This window comes from Pseudomonas sp. MDT1-17, from assembly GCF_054898105.1.
The window spans coordinates 3,784,133-3,801,193 of sequence record NZ_JBUBVM010000001.1 but is presented as its reverse complement, the minus strand read 5'-3'; the positions used below and the strand labels follow the sequence as shown (position 1 = coordinate 3,801,193).

15 protein-coding genes are annotated in these 17,061 nt (G+C 58.3%); 6 read left to right on the top strand and 9 right to left on the bottom strand.

All coding sequences use genetic code 11. The features are described 5' to 3' along the window. Position 1 precedes the first annotated feature (1 nt). Positions 2-583: a DinB family protein gene (locus ACYZTX_RS17565; RefSeq protein WP_462035141.1), complete on the top strand. Its 582-nt coding sequence runs from the start codon at positions 2-4 to the stop codon at positions 581-583. A 99-nt stretch (positions 584-682) separates the two neighbouring features. Further along, positions 683-1,174: a GNAT family N-acetyltransferase gene (locus ACYZTX_RS17560; protein ID WP_462035140.1), complete on the top strand. Its 492-nt coding sequence runs from the start codon at positions 683-685 to the stop codon at positions 1,172-1,174. A gap of 63 nt (positions 1,175-1,237) precedes the next feature. Here ACYZTX_RS17560 and ACYZTX_RS17555 read toward each other — a convergent pair whose 3' ends face one another. From ACYZTX_RS17555 to ACYZTX_RS17540, 4 genes are all read right to left on the bottom strand, one after another. Then, positions 1,238-1,447, bottom strand: coding sequence for a hypothetical protein (locus ACYZTX_RS17555; RefSeq protein WP_462035139.1), 210 nt, complete (start codon positions 1,445-1,447; stop codon positions 1,238-1,240). Between the two features lie 96 nt (positions 1,448-1,543). Then, complete coding sequence (locus ACYZTX_RS17550; protein WP_462035138.1) at positions 1,544-3,781, bottom strand: TonB-dependent siderophore receptor; 2,238 nt, start codon at positions 3,779-3,781, stop codon at positions 1,544-1,546. A gap of 169 nt (positions 3,782-3,950) precedes the next feature. Then, a complete protein-coding gene (locus ACYZTX_RS17545) occupies positions 3,951-5,684 on the bottom strand; it encodes a phosphoethanolamine transferase CptA (RefSeq protein ID WP_462035137.1) in 1,734 nt (577 codons plus the stop codon). A 201-nt stretch (positions 5,685-5,885) separates the two neighbouring features. Continuing rightward, positions 5,886-6,068 (bottom strand): DUF6026 family protein, encoded by a 183-nt coding sequence (locus ACYZTX_RS17540; RefSeq protein ID WP_462035136.1) that lies wholly within the window; start codon positions 6,066-6,068, stop codon positions 5,886-5,888. A gap of 271 nt (positions 6,069-6,339) precedes the next feature. On the opposite strand from ACYZTX_RS17540, the gene gnd reads away from it, so the two are divergent. From gnd to ACYZTX_RS17525, 3 genes are read left to right on the top strand one after another with little or no spacing between them, the layout of a single operon-like run. Then, positions 6,340-7,320, top strand: coding sequence for a phosphogluconate dehydrogenase (NAD(+)-dependent, decarboxylating) (gene gnd, locus ACYZTX_RS17535; RefSeq protein WP_462035135.1), 981 nt, complete (start codon positions 6,340-6,342; stop codon positions 7,318-7,320). Next, complete coding sequence (zwf, locus tag ACYZTX_RS17530) at positions 7,317-8,840, top strand: glucose-6-phosphate dehydrogenase (RefSeq protein WP_462035134.1); 1,524 nt, start codon at positions 7,317-7,319, stop codon at positions 8,838-8,840. The genes gnd and zwf overlap by 4 nt, the downstream gene beginning before the upstream one ends. Beyond that, positions 8,837-9,658: an HAD family hydrolase gene (locus ACYZTX_RS17525; protein ID WP_462035133.1), complete on the top strand. Its 822-nt coding sequence runs from the start codon at positions 8,837-8,839 to the stop codon at positions 9,656-9,658. Before zwf ends, ACYZTX_RS17525 begins: the two co-directional genes overlap by 4 nt. A gap of 119 nt (positions 9,659-9,777) precedes the next feature. On the opposite strand, the gene nhaB is transcribed toward ACYZTX_RS17525, so the two are convergent. The 3 genes from nhaB to ACYZTX_RS17510 form a co-directional block, all read right to left on the bottom strand. Beyond that, positions 9,778-11,280, bottom strand: coding sequence for a sodium/proton antiporter NhaB (gene nhaB / locus ACYZTX_RS17520; RefSeq protein WP_462035132.1), 1,503 nt, complete (start codon positions 11,278-11,280; stop codon positions 9,778-9,780). A 78-nt stretch (positions 11,281-11,358) separates the two neighbouring features. After that, complete coding sequence (locus ACYZTX_RS17515; protein WP_462035131.1) at positions 11,359-12,648, bottom strand: NHL repeat-containing protein; 1,290 nt, start codon at positions 12,646-12,648, stop codon at positions 11,359-11,361. 238 nt (positions 12,649-12,886) lie between these two features. Continuing rightward, complete coding sequence (locus tag ACYZTX_RS17510; protein ID WP_462035130.1) at positions 12,887-13,156, bottom strand: hypothetical protein; 270 nt, start codon at positions 13,154-13,156, stop codon at positions 12,887-12,889. Positions 13,157-13,499: 343 nt separating this feature from the next. On the opposite strand from ACYZTX_RS17510, the gene ACYZTX_RS17505 reads away from it, so the two are divergent. Further along, positions 13,500-14,825 carry a sigma-54 dependent transcriptional regulator gene (locus ACYZTX_RS17505; protein WP_462035129.1) on the top strand — a complete coding sequence of 442 codons (1,326 nt, stop codon included), beginning with the start codon at positions 13,500-13,502 and terminating at the stop codon, positions 14,823-14,825. 156 nt (positions 14,826-14,981) lie between these two features. On the opposite strand, the gene ACYZTX_RS17500 is transcribed toward ACYZTX_RS17505, so the two are convergent. Together ACYZTX_RS17500 and ACYZTX_RS17495 are read right to left on the bottom strand one after the other, a co-directional pair. Then, complete coding sequence (locus ACYZTX_RS17500; RefSeq protein WP_462035128.1) at positions 14,982-16,262, bottom strand: coiled-coil domain-containing protein; 1,281 nt, start codon at positions 16,260-16,262, stop codon at positions 14,982-14,984. Positions 16,263-16,308: 46 nt separating this feature from the next. After that, complete coding sequence (locus tag ACYZTX_RS17495) at positions 16,309-17,055, bottom strand: hypothetical protein (RefSeq protein WP_462035127.1); 747 nt, start codon at positions 17,053-17,055, stop codon at positions 16,309-16,311. Positions 17,056-17,061 lie beyond the last annotated feature (6 nt).

Here is a 17,061-nt window from a genome sequence, read left to right as displayed (position 1 = left end):
CATGAATCAGCCTCTGTCGCACCATTTGCTGACCATGGCCTATCAGAACGCCTGGGCCAATCATCGACTCGCCAAGGCCTGGAGCCAGTTGAGCCCGACCGAGCTGGCGGCACCGCGGGTCAGCTTCTTCCCAAGTCTGCGCACTACCCTCAATCACATCCTGACCTGCGACTGGTTTTACGTGGATGCGCTGGAGCGGGAGTTGCGCGGCGACGATCCGCATCCCGATTGCTACGTGTTTTTCAACCAGGACGAGCCGTTTACGCAAGCGGTAGACCTCAAGCGAGAACAAGCGCTGGCAGACCGGCGACTGATCGCCTACTGCGAGCAAATGCGCGACGCCGACCTCGGGAAAATCGTGACCATCGCCCGGGATACGCCGCAATATGAGAGCCGCGTACGTATGCTCTCCCATCTGTTCGAGCACCAGATCCATCATCGTGGGCAGGTTCACGCCATGCTCAGCGGTACCCCGGTCAAACCACCGCAACTGGACGAATTTTTCTGTGCCGGCGAGTCAGGCTTGAGGGCCGAGGATTTTGCCGAACTGGGGTGGACCGAGTCGCTGATCTGGGGCGTTTGAGCGTAAAGATTGCAGCATAAGCAGCGCTCGCGATATCGTCGCTCGGCATTCCAGCGCGGGCAACGCGCCGGGCTACTTCACGTGTGATCGAGGATGGAAATGGAATCCGCAGAAATTCTTGTGCTTCAGGCCAGTTACACCAATGCGGTGCATGCCGAGGCTATTGGTATGGTGCTCAATGCATACGCCGAAGACCCGATGGGCGGCGGCCACTCGCTGTCCGCCGACGTGCTGGAGCAACTGCCGGCGGAACTGGCCAAGCGTCCCCACGCGTTCAGCGTTCTGGCCTTTGTCGGTGGCGAGCCTGCGGGGCTGGTCAATTGCTTTGAAGGTTTCTCGACCTTCGCCTGTCGGCCGTTGGTCAATGTGCACGATGTGATGGTGGTGAAAAAGTTTCGCGGGTTGGGGTTGAGCCAGAAAATGCTGCAAAAGGTCGAGGACATCGCCCGCCAGCGTGGCTGCTGCAAAATCACCTTGGAGGTACTGGAAGGTAATGCGGTCGCCCAGGCGTCTTATGGCAAGTTCGGTTTTGCCGCGGGCATGTTCGATCCGGCGCACGGTCGGATGCTGTTCTGGACCAAAGCGCTTTAAATACTGACGAGCCAGCATTCGCGGGCAAAGAAAAAGGGCGTCCATCAGGGCGCCCTTTGGCGTTTACGGTTTGTAATGCTCAGTCACTTGCGCAGTTTGATCATCCGGAACCCGAAGTTCATTGCTCTGGATAACCTGGCCTTGGGCCTGCTGTTGGCTGAGCCGCAAGCTCTCGAAGTAATACCGCATGCGTTCTGCCCCACCTTCGGCAAACGCGCTGGTTGAGCCGAGTGCCATCAGGCCGGCGAGGATCAGTGCTGTACGTTTTTTCATGGTATGCCTCCCACTACAGACGTCGGATGCTTCGTCCATGAATCGATGTTGCGCAGCCATTATCTGCCGATTCCGTTAAATGGGAGTTACCTGCGCCTAAAGCTTCCAGTCCAGGCTCAGGGTCACCGTGCGCGGATCGCCCCAAAAGTTGCCGTTGTAGAAACCGACGTTGTCGTAATACGTCTTGTCGAACAGGTTATTCACGTTCAACGAGGCCGACAGGTGCCTGTCGAACGCGTAGCGCGACATCAGGTTGACGACGGTGTAGGCCTCCTGACGGATATTCGCTCTTTCGGTGATCAGCTCGCCATCGGCGTCGCGTCCGACCGGGCGGCTGGCGGCGCGGTAAATATCGCTCTGCCAGTTCACCGCAGCACCGACGGTCAGGGCCTGCCAATCGCCGGGCAGGTGATAGGCCGTGGATAACCGGAACAAATTCAGCGGGTGATTGGTGTTGCTGCGCTGCTTTTCGCCATTGACCGAGTGGGTGTAGGTGTAGCCGGCCGTCATGTTCCACCCGGCCATGATCTCGCCCGAGACCTCAGCTTCGAAGCCCTGAACCTTGCTGCCTTTACCGCCCGACTTGAAGAACTCCTCGCCCGTTGCCGGGTCCGGTGGCACCGAGTCGTCGAGCTCCGCGACGTTGTCCTGTTTGCTCCAGAACAGCGCCGTGGCGAGATTCAGCCGCTCTTCCAGCAGGCTGCCCTTGAGCCCCAGTTCATAGTTACTGCCCACCACCGGTTCGAGGTACTTGCGATGGCTATCGCGGTTGGACTGCGGTTTGAAAATGTCGGTGTAGCTGACGTAAACGGTGTATTCCGGGGTGAGGTCGTAGAGCAGGCCGGCGTAGGGTGTCCACATGTCGTTGTGTTGCTGGCGGGTGTTTTCGGACCCGCTCAATTGCACATTGGCGTCGTAGCTGTTGGCCGTTTTCGACGCTTTCCAACTGCCATAGCGGCTGCCGAGTACGGCGTGCAGGTCGTCCGTCAAACTCAGGCGAGTGGCGAGGTAGCCGGCTTTCTGGCGGGTACTGTCTTTCGAACCGGTAAGGCGGGTGACGGTGTCGGGGAATTTGGCGATGTCGCCCATGTATTTCCAGTCGCGGATGCTTTCGTAATCCGCTGCCCGGGGGCCGTCCACCGTGTAGGGAGAAGCCTCGCTGCGCTCGGCCTCGCCATAACCCACCATCAATTCGTGCTCCCGGCCCAGCAGCGCGTACGGCCCGGACACGTTGAAGTCGTAGGCCTTCATTTTTTGCGTGCCGATCATGTGACTGACATTGGCGACCATGCCGCTGCGATCGGCATTCGGGAAGCCGCCACCGCCGTAGTAGATTTTGCCGTCCGTATCACTTTCCCGATGGGTGTAAGCCGCTTTGAGCTGCCATCCGCCGCCGAGTTGATGGTCCAGGGTTGCGAAAGCAGTCTTGTCTTCAAGCGGCCAGGAACTCCAGGACGTGGCCATGTTGGTCGAGCGTCCCAGGTTGGCTTTGCCACCGTCAGAGTTCCAGTACGGTACGGTGCCCCAGGAGGTGCCCTGCACGTGTTTGTTCTGATAGTCGTAACCCACGGCCAGCACGGTGTCATCGGTCAGGTCGGCTTCGAGAATGCCGTACCCGACTTCCCGTTGTTGCTGGTACTTGTCGCGGAACGAATCGCTGTCGCGATAGGCCAGCACGCTGCGTCCGCGCAGGCGTCCGTCGAAAGCCAATGGACCTCCGACATCCAGATAACTGTAGTAGTCGTCGTAGCTACCACCGCTGACGCCGGTTTGAACTTCCCACTGCGACGTCGGCCGTTTGCGCACCATGTTGATGGTGGCGGAGGGGTCGCCCGCGCCCGTCGTCAGACCGGTCGCGCCACGTACCACTTCGATGCGGTCGTAGATGATGGTGTCGGAATCGGACTTCATGTAGCTGAAGGTATTCAACATGCCATCGATCTGGAAATTGTTGATCGAGTAGCCTCGGGAGTAATAGCCAACCCGGTCGGAATCGTTGTGCTGAACTACCACGCCGGTGGTCTGGCGCATGGCCTCGGAAAGCGTGCCGAGTTTGAAGTCGTCCATTTGCTGGCGCGTAACCACTGAGACCGATTGCGGCGTTTCCTTGATCGACAGGTTCAAGCGCGTCGCCGTGCTCATGGCGCCGGTGGTGTACGACTCGGTGTTTTCGGTGGTGCTGCCCAAACCTTGGGCGGTCACTTGGGTGGCGCCCAGTTCGAGGGTGCGGCCGGGCGCTTTATCAGGGCCGGTTTCAGCCAGCAAGTCGGGGCACAGGGCGGCACTGCACAGGCCCAGGGTAAAGGTCATGGAACGGGTGATAGGCGCGAACATCGCAGCCGACTCCTTGTCTTCGAGGGAAAAATTCCGTTTGTTCAAAGACGAAGGGGGGAGAGGGGATTTAGCGATAACGAGAATTATTGTAATTGAAAAATGTTTCGGGCAAAGCAATCGCGCAATGTCGTCAGGGGAAAAGGGGCCGGAACCGGCCCCTGAAAAAGAACTAATTCTGAATGACTGCCACCGCCTTGGGTTTCATCAGGCTGAAGTCGATCAACGCCTTTTGCTCGCGCTCGTAAGGATTACCGATCATCAATGGCCGGGGCTTGAAGCTGTCGCTGACCAGGCTCTTGCTACGGTCCAGTTCATCGAAGCTCAGGCCCGCCAGATCAGCCCAGGTATGGATCAGATGCGAGCTGCTGTAAGGACGCCCCAGATCAGCGGCAAAACTCCAGTCATGGTTTTCGCGCCATTTCGGCGAGGCCCAGGCCATGAACGGAATGGTGTACATCGGCGCCGTCGGTTTGCTTTCGTTGCGCCCTAGTGTGCTATGGCCAGGGGAATCGAACACGTCTTCGCCGTGGTCCGAGAGGTACAGCAGGAACCCGTTCGGATCAGTCTTGGCGTAGTCCTTGATCAGGCTCGAGACCACGAAGTCGTTGTACAGCACCGCGTTGTCATAGCTGTTGTATGTCGGCACCTGATCGTCGCGCACACCGTCCGGAACGCCTTTGCGATCCTTGAACTTATCGAAGGTCGACGGATAGCGGTATTGGTAGCTCATGTGCGTGCCGAGCAAATGCACGACGATCAGCTTGCGCGGCGCAGCGTCGTTCAATGCCTTGTTGAACGGCTCGATCACGTCGCCATCGTACTGGGCGGCATTCTGGTTGCGGTTGTTGTTCAGGTACACCTGCTCGTCGGCCTGCTCGGAGAAGGTCGTCAGCATGGTGTTGCGCTTGGTCATGGTCTGCTGGTTGGTGATCCAGAAAGTCTTGTAACCCGCCTGCTTCATCATGCTGACCAGCGATGGGGTCGACAGGTACAGGTCCGGGTTTTCTTCGTCGGCGAAGGTCAGCACCTGCTGCAACGCCTCGATGGTGTAAGGGCGCGGGGTAATGACGTTATCGAAGACCGCCAGTTGATCCTTGAGCTTGTCCAGCTCCGGGGTGGTTTCCCGAGGGTAGCCGTACAGACTCATGCGCTGACGGTTGGTGGACTCGCCGATCACCAGCACCAGGGTCGCCGGCTGATTGGCCGTTGTATCCTTGAGGTTGTGCAGCGGTGGAATCTTGCTGGCGCTATTGAGCATGTCTTGCATGCCGGCCAGGGTATCGAGGTAGCGGTGATAGGCCACGGCCATCTGCCAAGGCACGGCGGGCTCGATGCGTGTTTCGAATTTCTCGAAACCGCCGGCGAGGCTGCCGGTACGTGCGGTTTGCTTGATCAGCGGATAACCGACGACAGCGACCACAATGGCCGTTGCAGCCACCAGCGCCCGACCGCGAGGCATGTACACCGGGCGCAAGCGGGTCCAGAGCAAGTAAGCGAAAGCGGTGTGGGCGAGGAACGCCGCGACCATCCACCAGGCAAAGTACTGAGTCATGTACTCGCCTGCTTCAGAGATGTTCGATTCGAACATAATGAAGATGACGCTTTGGGAAAATTCCTGCTGATAGATGAAGAAATAACCCAGGCTGGCCATCGAGCAGGCCCACAGCACCACACCGATCAGCGCGGCCATGACACGTGTTTGTTTGGGGAACAGCAGCATCGGCGCGAGCCAGATGGCGCTCATTACAAAGGCCTGGCGGAACCCGGTAAAACCGGAGGTGCCTGTCAGTTGGATCAGCAGTTGGGTAATGCCCGAAAAATACCAGAAGAACAGGAACAGCCAGAGGAATCCTGTCCAGTCGAAACCATTCGCAGACGTATTGCTGCGTTTAAACAAAGCCATTGTCGCTCCAGCCTAATAATCACTTCGACCGCCGAGGCCTTCCATGTCGCCGACGAACGGATGCCGCACGGATACCGAGCGGCCATAATGCGCCGGAGTATCAACAAGCCGATGTGAAAACTTTGTGAGTCGCCAGGATGGGCGAGGCGTCGTTGCGGTATCGGAAACAGCAGAGGGCTGTCTCCGATTCAAGCGAGGGGATCAGGCGTGCGGGGCGTGGTGGGCGATGGGCAAGGGCTGGGCCTGAGTGCCTTGTGTCAACAAGCGCAATTGCGCGAGCTCCTGCCTCAATTGGTCACGCTCGTCTTTCAACTGGCGCAATTCATCACGACGGATCGTGACGTATAGGGTTAGTGCTGGTCGTGCTGCGTGTACTGTGCCCATTGCTCACCTCGCAAACGGCTGTATCAACTGTAAACCTGCTCCGAAATCGGATGCTGACTTACTATCGGCGCCGATTTTGATTTCTTTTGCCCCCGAAGGGAACTTTTTTATTTTTCATGGTCGTTGTGTCTTCGGCGCGATTACCGACGTTATCACTCTGGATCGGGCACAATGCCCGGAAACTATGTGCCAGCGCTCTGGACTAACCCACATTAGTCGCGTTGGGCTATAACCTTTGACACACTTTATTTGTAGTAGGGAGCATCAGCACATGCAACTCGGGATTATTGGACTGGGCCGCATGGGCGGCAATATTGCACGGCGCCTGATGCTCAACGGGCATACCACCGTTGTTTACGACCGCAATACCGCCTTTGTCGACACCCTGGCCGCAGAAGGCGCCTCTGGCGTCATCGACCTGCCGGCGCTGGTCGCAGGCCTAGCCAAACCACGTGCTGTGTGGGTCATGCTGCCGGCCGGCGCACCAACCGAAGAGACCATCGACACCCTGAGCACCTTGCTCGAAGCTGGCGATACCATCATCGACGGCGGCAACACTTTCTATAAGGACGACATCCGCCGGGCGAAAACCCTGTCGGAGAAAGGCCTGCACTACGTCGACGTCGGCACCTCCGGCGGCGTCTGGGGCCTGGAGCGTGGTTACTGCATGATGATCGGCGGCGAAGCCGAGGTGGTTAAACGCCTTGACCCGCTGTTCGAGAGCCTTGCACCGGGCCTGGGCGACATCCCGCGGACCAAGGACCGCAAGTCCGAAGACGATCGTGCCGAGCGCGGTTACATCCACGCTGGCCCGGCCGGTTCTGGCCATTTCGTGAAAATGATCCACAACGGCATTGAATACGGAATGATGCAGGCCTTCGCCGAAGGCTTCGACATCCTCAAGACCAAGGCCAGCACCAACCTGCCGGAAGATCAGCGTTTTGACCTGAACGTGGCCGACATCGCCGAAGTCTGGCGTCGTGGCAGCGTCGTATCTTCGTGGCTGCTCGACCTGACCGCTGACGCGCTGGCCAGTGATCCGAAACTCGACGGCTATTCTGGCTCCGTGGCCGACAGCGGTGAAGGTCGCTGGACCATCGAAGCGGCCATGGAGCAGTCGGTGCCGGTACCGGTGCTGTCGAACTCGCTGTTCTCGCGCTACCGTTCGCGTGGGCAAGGCACCTTTGGCGACAAGATTCTCTCGGCCCAGCGTTTCGGCTTCGGCGGCCATGTGGAGACTGCAAAAAAATGACTCGTTTGATCCGCAATAAATCCAAGGCAGAACCTGCACCACCGACCACGCTGTTCCTGTTCGGTGCCCATGGTGACCTGGTCAAGCGTCTGCTGATGCCGGCGCTGTACAACCTGAGTCGTGACGGTCTGCTTGGCGATGGACTGCGGATCATCGGCGTTGATCACAACGCCATCACCGACGAAGCCTTTGCCCGCAAGCTCGAAGATTTCATTCGAGCCGAAGTGGCGAGCAAGGTCGGCAAGGGCGATCAAGCCCTTGACCCGGACTTGTGGGCCAAGCTGGCCAAAGGCATCAGCTACGTCCAGGGCGACTTCCTGGACGACAGCACTTATCAAGCGCTGGCGGCGAAAATCGCCGCCAGCGGCACCGGCAACGCCGTCTTCTACCTGGCCACCGCACCACGCTTTTTCAGCGAAGTGGTGCGCCGTCTCGGTGCCGCCGGGTTGCTGGCGGAAACGCCCGAAGCGTTCAGGCGAGTGGTGATCGAAAAACCTTTCGGTTCCGATCTGCATACTGCCGAAGCCTTGAACGCTTGCTTGCTCAAGGTGATGACGGAAAACCAGATCTACCGAATCGATCACTATCTGGGCAAGGAAACCGTGCAGAACATTCTGATCAGCCGGTTCTCCAATAGCCTGTTCGAAGCGTTCTGGAACAATCACTACATCGACCACGTACAAATCACCGCCGCCGAAACCGTCGGCGTGGAAACCCGTGGCAGTTTTTATGAGCACACCGGCGCCTTGCGGGACATGGTGCCCAATCACCTGTTCCAGTTGCTGGCGATGGTCGCGATGGAGCCGCCGGCCGCCTTCGGCGCCGATGCGGTACGCGGCGAGAAAGCCAAGGTGGTCGGTGCAATTCGACCCTGGTCGGTCGAGGAAGCGCGAGCCAATTCGATCCGCGGCCAATACGCGGCGGGTGAGGTCGATGGAAAGCTGTTGCCGGGCTATCGCGAAGAAAACAACGTGGCGCCCGACAGCAACACCGAAACCTACGTCGCGCTGAAAGTCATGATCGACAACTGGCGCTGGGTCGGCGTGCCGTTCTACCTGCGCACCGGCAAGCGCATGAGCGTGCGCGATACCGAGATCGTCATCTGCTTCAAACCGGCGCCGTATGCGCAGTTCCGCGATACCGAGGTCGATGAGCTGCAACCGACCTACCTGCGGATCCAGATTCAGCCCAACGAAGGCATGTGGTTCGATCTGCTGGCCAAACGACCCGGCCCGGCCTTGAAGATGGCCAATATCGAGCTGGGCTTTGCCTACAAGGATTTCTTTGAAATGCAGCCGTCCACCGGCTACGAAACGCTGATCTACGATTGCCTGACTGGCGATCAGACGCTGTTCCAGCGCGCCGACAACATCGAGAATGGTTGGCGCGCCGTGCAGCCTTTCCTTGATGCCTGGCAGCAGGACGCGAGCGTGCAGAGCTATGCCGCTGGCGAAGACGGGCCGAAGGCTGGAGAAGAATTGCTGACCCGCGACGGTCGCGTCTGGCACGGCCTCGGATGAGTGATGCAACGCAACATCCCATCCGTTTTCTGCTCAGCGACATGGACGGCACCTTGCTGCTGCCCGACCACAGCCTCAGCCAGCGCACCCTTTCAGCGGTTCGTTCCTTGCGCGAGGCCGGCGTGCTGTTCAGCCTGGCCACCGGCCGTCCGCCAAAAGCCATGTTTCAGCAGATCGAAGCCTTGGGCGTCGACCTGCCAACGGCAGCCTTCAATGGCGGGACCATCGTCAATCCGGACGGCAGTGTACTGGTCGCACATTACTTGCCGGCAACGGCGGCGCTGACGGCATTGGCGCTGTTTGCCGACCGGCCGGACATCGAAATCTGGGTGTTCAGTGGTGGCGACTGGTTGCTGAAAGATCCGAACGGCCCAATGGTGCCTCGTGAACAGCACGGCCTGGGTTACCCGCCAGTAGTGGTCGAGAGTTTTGAGCCGTACCTGGAACGCATCGACAAGATCGTCGCCACCAGCAACAACACACAGTTGTTGATTGAGCTGGAAGCGCTCCTGCTGCCCAAAGTGGAAGGCCTGGCACAGGTCTCCCGTTCACAGCCGATTTATCTGGACGTGACCGCGATGCAAGCCAACAAGGGGGCAGCGCTGGCGACACTGGCCGAATTTCTCGGTGTGCCACTGGAGCAGACCGCGGCGCTGGGCGACGGCGGCAATGACCCGGCGATGTTTCATCGCGCAGGCTTGTCGATCGCCATGGGGCAAGCGGAGGAGGCGGTGAAGCGCCAGGCCCATGTGGTCACCGGTGCCAACACCGAAGAAGGCGCGGCCCAGGCAATTGAGCGCTATATCCTGAAACGCTGAAACCCCTGTAGGAGCTGTCGAGTGCAACGAGGCTGCGATCTTTTGATCTTCGCTTGTAAAAGCAACATCAAAAGATCGCAGCCTCGTTGCACTCGACAGCTCCTACAGGTTGATTGGTGTTACAGCCAGTAACTCACTGCATACCAGCCAAGAACGCCCATCACCACGGTGTACGGCAACGCCATCCACACCATCCGCCCGTACGACAGACGAATCAGCGGTGCAATCGCCGAGGTCAGCAGGAACAGAAACGCAGCCTGGCCATTGGGCGTTGCCACGCTCGGCAGGTTGGTACCGGTGTTGATCGCAATCGCCAGTGTTTCGAAATGCTCTCGGCTCATGTGGCCGGAGATGAAGGCCCGTTTCACTTCGGTGATGTAAATGGTCGCGACGAACACGTTGTCGCTGATGGCCGACAGCAAACCGTTGGCAATAAACAGCATGCCCGGCTGTTGATCCGCCGGCAGGGCCAGCACCCACTGGATCAAAGGCGTGAACAGTTGCTGATCGTGAATCACCGCCACCACGGCGAAAAACACCACCAGCAGCGCCGTGAAGGGCATGGCGTCCTTGAACGCGTTGCCGATGCGGTGCTCGTCGGTGATGCCCGTGAACGCGGTGATCAGCACGATCACCATCAAGCCGATCAGGCCGACCTCGGCAATGTGGAACCCCAGTCCCGCCATCAGAATCAGCGCTGCCAATCCCTGCACGATGAGCGCTGCACGTTGGCGTGAGGTGCGTTCGGCATTGTCTTCGGCGGCGTAATCGGCCAGCACGACACGCACGTTATCCGGCAGAAGGGTGCCATAACCGAACCAGCGCAGTTTCTCCAACAGGACGCAGGTCACCAGGCCGGCCACCAGGACCGGCAACGATACCGGGGCGGTTTTCAGAAAGAATTCAGAGAAGTTCCAGCCCATCTCGTGGCCGATCAACAGGTTCTGCGGCTCACCGACCAGTGTGCAAACACCGCCCAGTGCCGTACCCACGGCGCCGTGCATCAGCAGACCGCGCAGAAAGGCGCGGAATTGTTCGAGGTCGGCGTGATGGAGTTTGGGCAGGTGCTGGTCATCGCCGAACTCGCTGTCCTGACGCGGATCATTGCCCGAGGCAACGCGGTGATACACCGAGTAAAACCCGACGGACGCACTGATGATCACAGCGGTTACCGTCAAGGCATCAAGAAACGCCGACAGAAACGCCGACAGGAAGCAGAACATCAACGCCAGCAGCGCCTTGGAGCGAACCCCGAGCAGCAACCGTGAGAACAGAAACAACAGCAGGTCTTTCATGAAGTAGATGCCGGCCACCATGAACATCAGCAGCAGGATCACCGGAAAGTTGTGCACCAGTTCGTCGTAGAGTGCCTGGGGCGTGGTCATCTTCAGCAACAGCGCTTCGACCAGCAGCAGGCCGCCGGGCATCAACGGATAACACTTGAGCGCCATGGCCAGGGTGAAGATGAATTCCAGCACCAGCAGCCAACCGGCCACCACTGGGCCCAGGGTCCACAACACCAGTGCGTTGAGAATCAGGAAGCCGACAATGCTTGCCTTGTACCAGCGGGGTGAATGCCCGAGAAAATTGTGCGCGAACGCCTGAGCCATTGAACCGGGCATCGGCTACTCCTTGTATTAAGAAGTGCGCAACTTGCCGTAAGTGCAAGGGAAGATCAAGTGTAGGCAAACTCTGCAGGCCTACCCCAGGTAGCGCGCGACGACCGCCCGATAATTGCCATCCAGTGAATAGCCGCCTACAACAATGTTTCCATCGGCCTGCATGACCACTGAAGTCGCGGCATCCAGGCTGCGGCCCAGGCGTGTGCGAACCCAACCGGTGCCATTGCCGAAGCTGTGATCAAGTTGCCCGTCAGGCAGATGCCGGGCCAGAATGAAATCCGCTTCGAAGCCGCCGATCGTGGCTCCGGCCGTCAGCACACAGCCATCAGGCAGCGCCTGCGCAGCGGTCCACTGGCAGCCACTGTGGCCGATCTGCAGCAATTGGGCCTGGCCACCATTGCAATGAATGTCCGGGCGACCGTTGCTGTGTACTTTCAGGGCCAGGCAGTGCATTGGGTCGCGGCTGCTGCCAAAACACTGCACATCGCCATTTTCGTGTTGGACGATCTGACTGACCTGAGCGCTACACCCCTGTACCTTGAACGTCATAAAACCATCCACGGCGAAACGATCGTCGAGCGTGCCGTCGGTGTGATAGCGAGCCAGAAGACCTTCTTCAGGAAAATTGATCGACCCTCCCACCAGGATTCGACCGTCTCGTTGCACCCTCAGGCTGCTGAGCCAGGTGTTCATCAGCAAGTGCCTGACAATCACGAAACCACGCCCGTTGAAGGTATCGTCCAGCGAGCCGTTGGTGTTGAGGCGTATCAGGATGCCGACATGATCGGCCAGTTCGAAGTGATGATTGGCCTGCAGCAGGATTCGACCGTCCTCCTGTACGCAGACATCACAGGCTTCTGCTCCCGGTACGCCGGGTGGTAGCCAGGCGTCACGCACACCCTGGGAAAGACCGCCGGGCAGACGCACGACGCAGCGGCCATTGTCGCCAAAACATTGAACCGGGCGGCCATGCTGATCAAACAAGGCGAGGGCGGGCAGTGTCCAGCGAGCATTTTCGTAGTGCAGGCCGGCAATCAGAATGTGCCCATCGGGCAGAACGTGGACTTTGCCGGCCATGGCCTCGAAGCCGTGTTCAAATTGCCCGATGACGCTGCCTTGATTACCGAACGCCAGATCGGCCGAGCCGTCCTCAAGCAGGCGAGCCAGGCCAAAGCGACTGCCGCCTCGCGTTTCGACCTTCGCCGCGACCAACAACCTGCCACGCGAATCAATCGCCACATCGTTGGCCATGCTTGAGAGGCTGCCAGCGAAATACACTTGGGTTTTGCCGGTGCCGGCAAAGGTTGTATCGAGCGTTCCGGCGTCGTTCAGTGCTGCAGGTGAGGCAAACGCTGTCTGGATTGACATGCACGCAGCTCCTTGCGAGTCGTCCTGATCCAGAAGTTGGGCGGCGACTGTATAAGGAAAACATTCAACCCCTGAATGATTGGATGCACAACTGTCAGAACTAATAAACGGAGGGTCGCCGTGTGCCAGAACAGTGTCTTTTCGAACCACTGGCAAGCCTGCCAAGTAGTTGGCTGCGTGCAACTTCGAATAATCATCGGGGAGGGCGCGGGTTACCGGTAAGTAACCCGCAAAATGCTTAGTGTGGCATCGACCACGATTGCAGCTTGTAACCTTCCTGGCTCAACTCGGCGCGGGCCTGTTCAAGCACGCTTTCAAGTTGTGCGGGATCGGTATAGGCACTGCTCGGGATCTGCTTACGGCCGATGCTGCGGGTGTTGGTGCGATCGATAACGGTCAGGCTGAGTTCGCCATTGCCGTCTTGTGGGGCCCAGGCCACGCATTGGAAAGGCTGAAATGCACGGTCGGCAATCAAAAGAGCTTCGTTGATACGGAGCGGGGCGTTCATGGGATCTTCTCTCTGTATGCCCAATCAAGTGATGTGCCGTCGGTTGGGCTTACCGTTCGGCTGGTTACTTGTACTGATGCCCTCAACCATGGGGCGGGTCACATACAATTAAAAAAAAATTTCAACTTTCTTTCATGGGCTCAAGGTTCAGACAGGTTTTGAAAGCTGAATGAAAGGTTTAACTCGATAGGTAACTAACAAGTTTGCTTCTTATAACTAATAACGCAACAGACCTATAGTCAAACGGTACAAGGTCACGTCAAATGCTTGCTAACGTTACAGCCAGGTCCGCCAAACGACTGTTTTTAATAATATTTCCTAAATTTGGCGCCAAGGAACAGTCATGATCGAAGTGCCTGCCTTACGACGTCTGTTAGTAGTGGACCCTTGCGACGACTGTCATCGTCTGCTGCCGGGTTTGCGCTCTGTGGGTTGGGACGTTGACAGCTGTACCCTGGAAAATGCTGGCGACAAAACCTGCGATGTCGGCCTGTTGCGTTTGCAGCCTTTTCATCTCGAACACCCGGAAGCCGTTAAAGAGCTGATCAGCCGTAGCGGCACCGAGTGGATCGCCGTACTCAACCAGGAAGTCCTGCGATTGCAGAATGTCGGAGATTTTGTCTGCGAATGGTTCTTCGATTTCCATACCTTGCCATTCGATGTGGCCCGGGTTCAGGTGACGCTGGGCCGAGCATTCGGGATGGCACGCCTGCGTGGGCAGGGCACGGTTCACATCGATCAACCGGAGCACGAACTGCTGGGCGACAGCAAACCCATTCGCGAACTGCGCAAGTTGCTGAGCAAGCTGGCGCCCACCGAGTCTCCGGTATTGATCCGGGGTGAAAGCGGTACCGGCAAAGAACTGGTCGCCCGCACGCTCCATCGACAATCCCTGCGTCACAGCAAACCTTTTGTCGCGATCAATTGCGGCGCAATCCCCGAACACTTGATCCAGTCCGAACTGTTTGGTCACGAGAAAGGTGCCTTTACCGGCGCCCATCAACGCAAGGTCGGACGGATCGAAGCGGCCAATGGCGGCACGCTGTTTCTCGACGAAATAGGTGATTTGCCTCTGGAGTTGCAGGCGAACCTGTTGCGTTTCCTCCAGGAAAAGCACATCGAGCGGGTGGGTGGCAGTCAGCCGATTCCCGTGGATGTGCGGGTGTTGGCCGCGACCCATGTCGATCTCGAGGCCGCGATCGAGAAGAAACGCTTTCGCGAAGATCTGTATTATCGCCTGAACGTGTTGCAGGTCGCGACCGCGCCTCTGCGTGAGCGCAATGGCGATCTGTCGATGCTGGCCAACCACTTTTCCCACTTCTACAGCCATGAAACCGGCCGTCGTCCGCGCAGCTTCAGTGAAGACGCCTTGATTGCCATGGGCAAGCATGACTGGCCGGGTAATGTTCGCGAGCTGGCCAACCGGGTACGTCGCGGGTTGGTACTGGCTGAAGGCCGACAGATCGAAGCGCGAGACCTGGGGCTGATCAGTCAGCAGGCCGTTGCCGCGCCGATGGGCACGCTGGAAAACTACAAGCACCGGGCAGAGCGCCAGGCCTTGTGCGATGTACTGAACCGCCACAGCGATAATTTGAGTAACGCTGCCAAGGTGCTGGGGATATCCAGGCCTACCTTCTACCGTTTGTTGCACAAGCATCAGATACGTTAGACGCAAAATCTAAAGATCAAAAGATCGCAGCCTTCGGCAGCTCCTACAGGGTGAACGCATCCCAATGTAGGAGCTGCCGAAGGCTGCGATCTTTTGATCTACAACAAAAAAAAACCCGCTGGGATTGAAGTCGCAGCGGGGCTTTGTCGTTGTGGATTAGAAGTAATACGGGAACTTCAGGCTGAAGGAAAAGTCTGGCGAGTCGTCGGTCAGGCCGATGGACAGGTTGGGAACGATCGTCAGGTTATCGGTTGCTGCCAGGGTCATGCCGATGTTGAAGTTGGCCGAGTTGTAATCGCTGTTGGAAATCGATTGCCAATCGCCACCGTCCGGTTTGATCTTGCTCTTGCGGGCGAACTGGTCGGTGAACGAGAACGACATACTCATCCTCTCGTTCAAGGCAAATGCAATGCCGGCGCCGACCTGCCAGGAATCGCCCAGCTTCACGTCCCCGGGCACCTTGGAGTTGACCTGAGGGCTGATGTCGCTGAAAGAGTCTTCCATGTTGTAGGTGTAGGACAGGCTGCCGAACAGCACGGCCGGGTCGAAGGTCTTGACCAGCGAGATACCCGGGGTGATCGACCAGACACCATTGCCGGTCGGCAAGTCCTCGGGTACCGAGAGGTTATCGTTGCTTGGATCATTGACCAGTTTGATCCCGTAAGGATCATCACCGGTCGGTGCCTTGACGCGCAGTGTAGCGACCGCGTCAGGCAGGTTGGCCGACTCATCCAGAAACTTGTAGGCGACGCCAACGTTCACATCGCCGATGGTTGGGTCGCGGGTAACGGTTGCGTCCGACGTCACCGGGCCTGCGCCACCGGCGCCACCGGAGGAATACGTTGATTCGCGATAAACCACGGGGACGTTAATGTCGAACTGCCAGCGTTGTCCAGTGTTGTAGCGGGCGGTCAGGTCCAGGGTCCAGTTGTCGGCCTTGATACGGTCGAGGTTGATGTTGCCGAGAAAAATCGAGTCCAGTGCCAGAAAGCCATTTAGCGTCAGCGCCCGGGTATCGTAGTGCGTGTAGGTCAAGCCGGTTTCGAGGCTGAACCTCCCGCCACCGAAGAAGCCGCTGGCTTCGTCGTACAGGTTGGAAACGCTTTGTGCCGGTTCCGAATCATCCTTGAGCGACTGCCCATAGGAACTGCCCGTGGTTCCGGGTGCGCCTGCAGCCACTGTCTGGCCACTCCTGGGCGTTTCGGCGGGGGATTTGGTCAGGCGTTTGGGAGCCGGTGTCGCAGGTGCTTCTTCGACTTGGCGAACGCGCTGTTCGAGTACCATCAGCGCGTTCTGTTGTGCTTCGTAACGCTGTTTCAACTCCATGAGTTCTTGTTTTAGTGCTTCGACCTGGGGGTCCGATGCTGCGTATAGCAATGGGGCCGGGGCCAGGCTACTTAAACAAACGATAACTCTGAACGTTAACGATCGGTGCATGGGTTCGCCGTCCCTTCTGACTACATATGATGAGACTGAGCGTAGATCAGAATCCTTGAGTGCGAAGACCTTTGAGCTGGTCCAGGTTGCCGTTGAACGAACCGGCTGACGCCACGTTGTCACGCAGCACGACATTGAAGGACGTGAAGTTCCTGACCTGGTTGCTACTGCCCAGCAAAGTCGTGTTCTGCATCAGTCCACCCTGGCCCAGGCGTTGTACGGTACTGCCCTGGTTGTTGTTGGCCACGATGTTGAGTTGCACACCCGTACCGATCGAGGAAACGCTCAGCGATCCCGCGCCATTGGCCCCGACCATCGTCGAGCCTGCTGCTAATGCCTCGCCCTGCTGTTGTGTTGCTGGCGCCTGGTTCGCCTTTGTGACGGTGATATCAACGTAGTTGTAGGCCGTGTTGTTGTCGCCGGCAGCCCGCACGACTTGAGTGACGCCTTCGGTGCTGTTGAGGCCGCTGCCGCCCGTGACGGTACCGGTACCGGTGCCTTGCGTACGCGTTGAGCCATTGCTTTTTTCGTCGATCATCGACACATAGAACTGTGGCTTGATGGTCGATTGTTGAATTTGCATCGAGGAAGTTGCCCCGATCACTTCACCGTTGGCATTTTGCCAAGTGCTGGTCATGGCAATGCCGAAACTGATAATCCGTCCCGGCATGACATAGCGGCCTCGCAGGCTTGCCAACTCCTGGTCGTTCAGTTCAATGGGTTTGAATGTCTCTGCATGGGTCGGCAGGCTGGCGGCCAGGCAAACCACGGCCAGCCAGATTGGAGTCTTCATTGGATA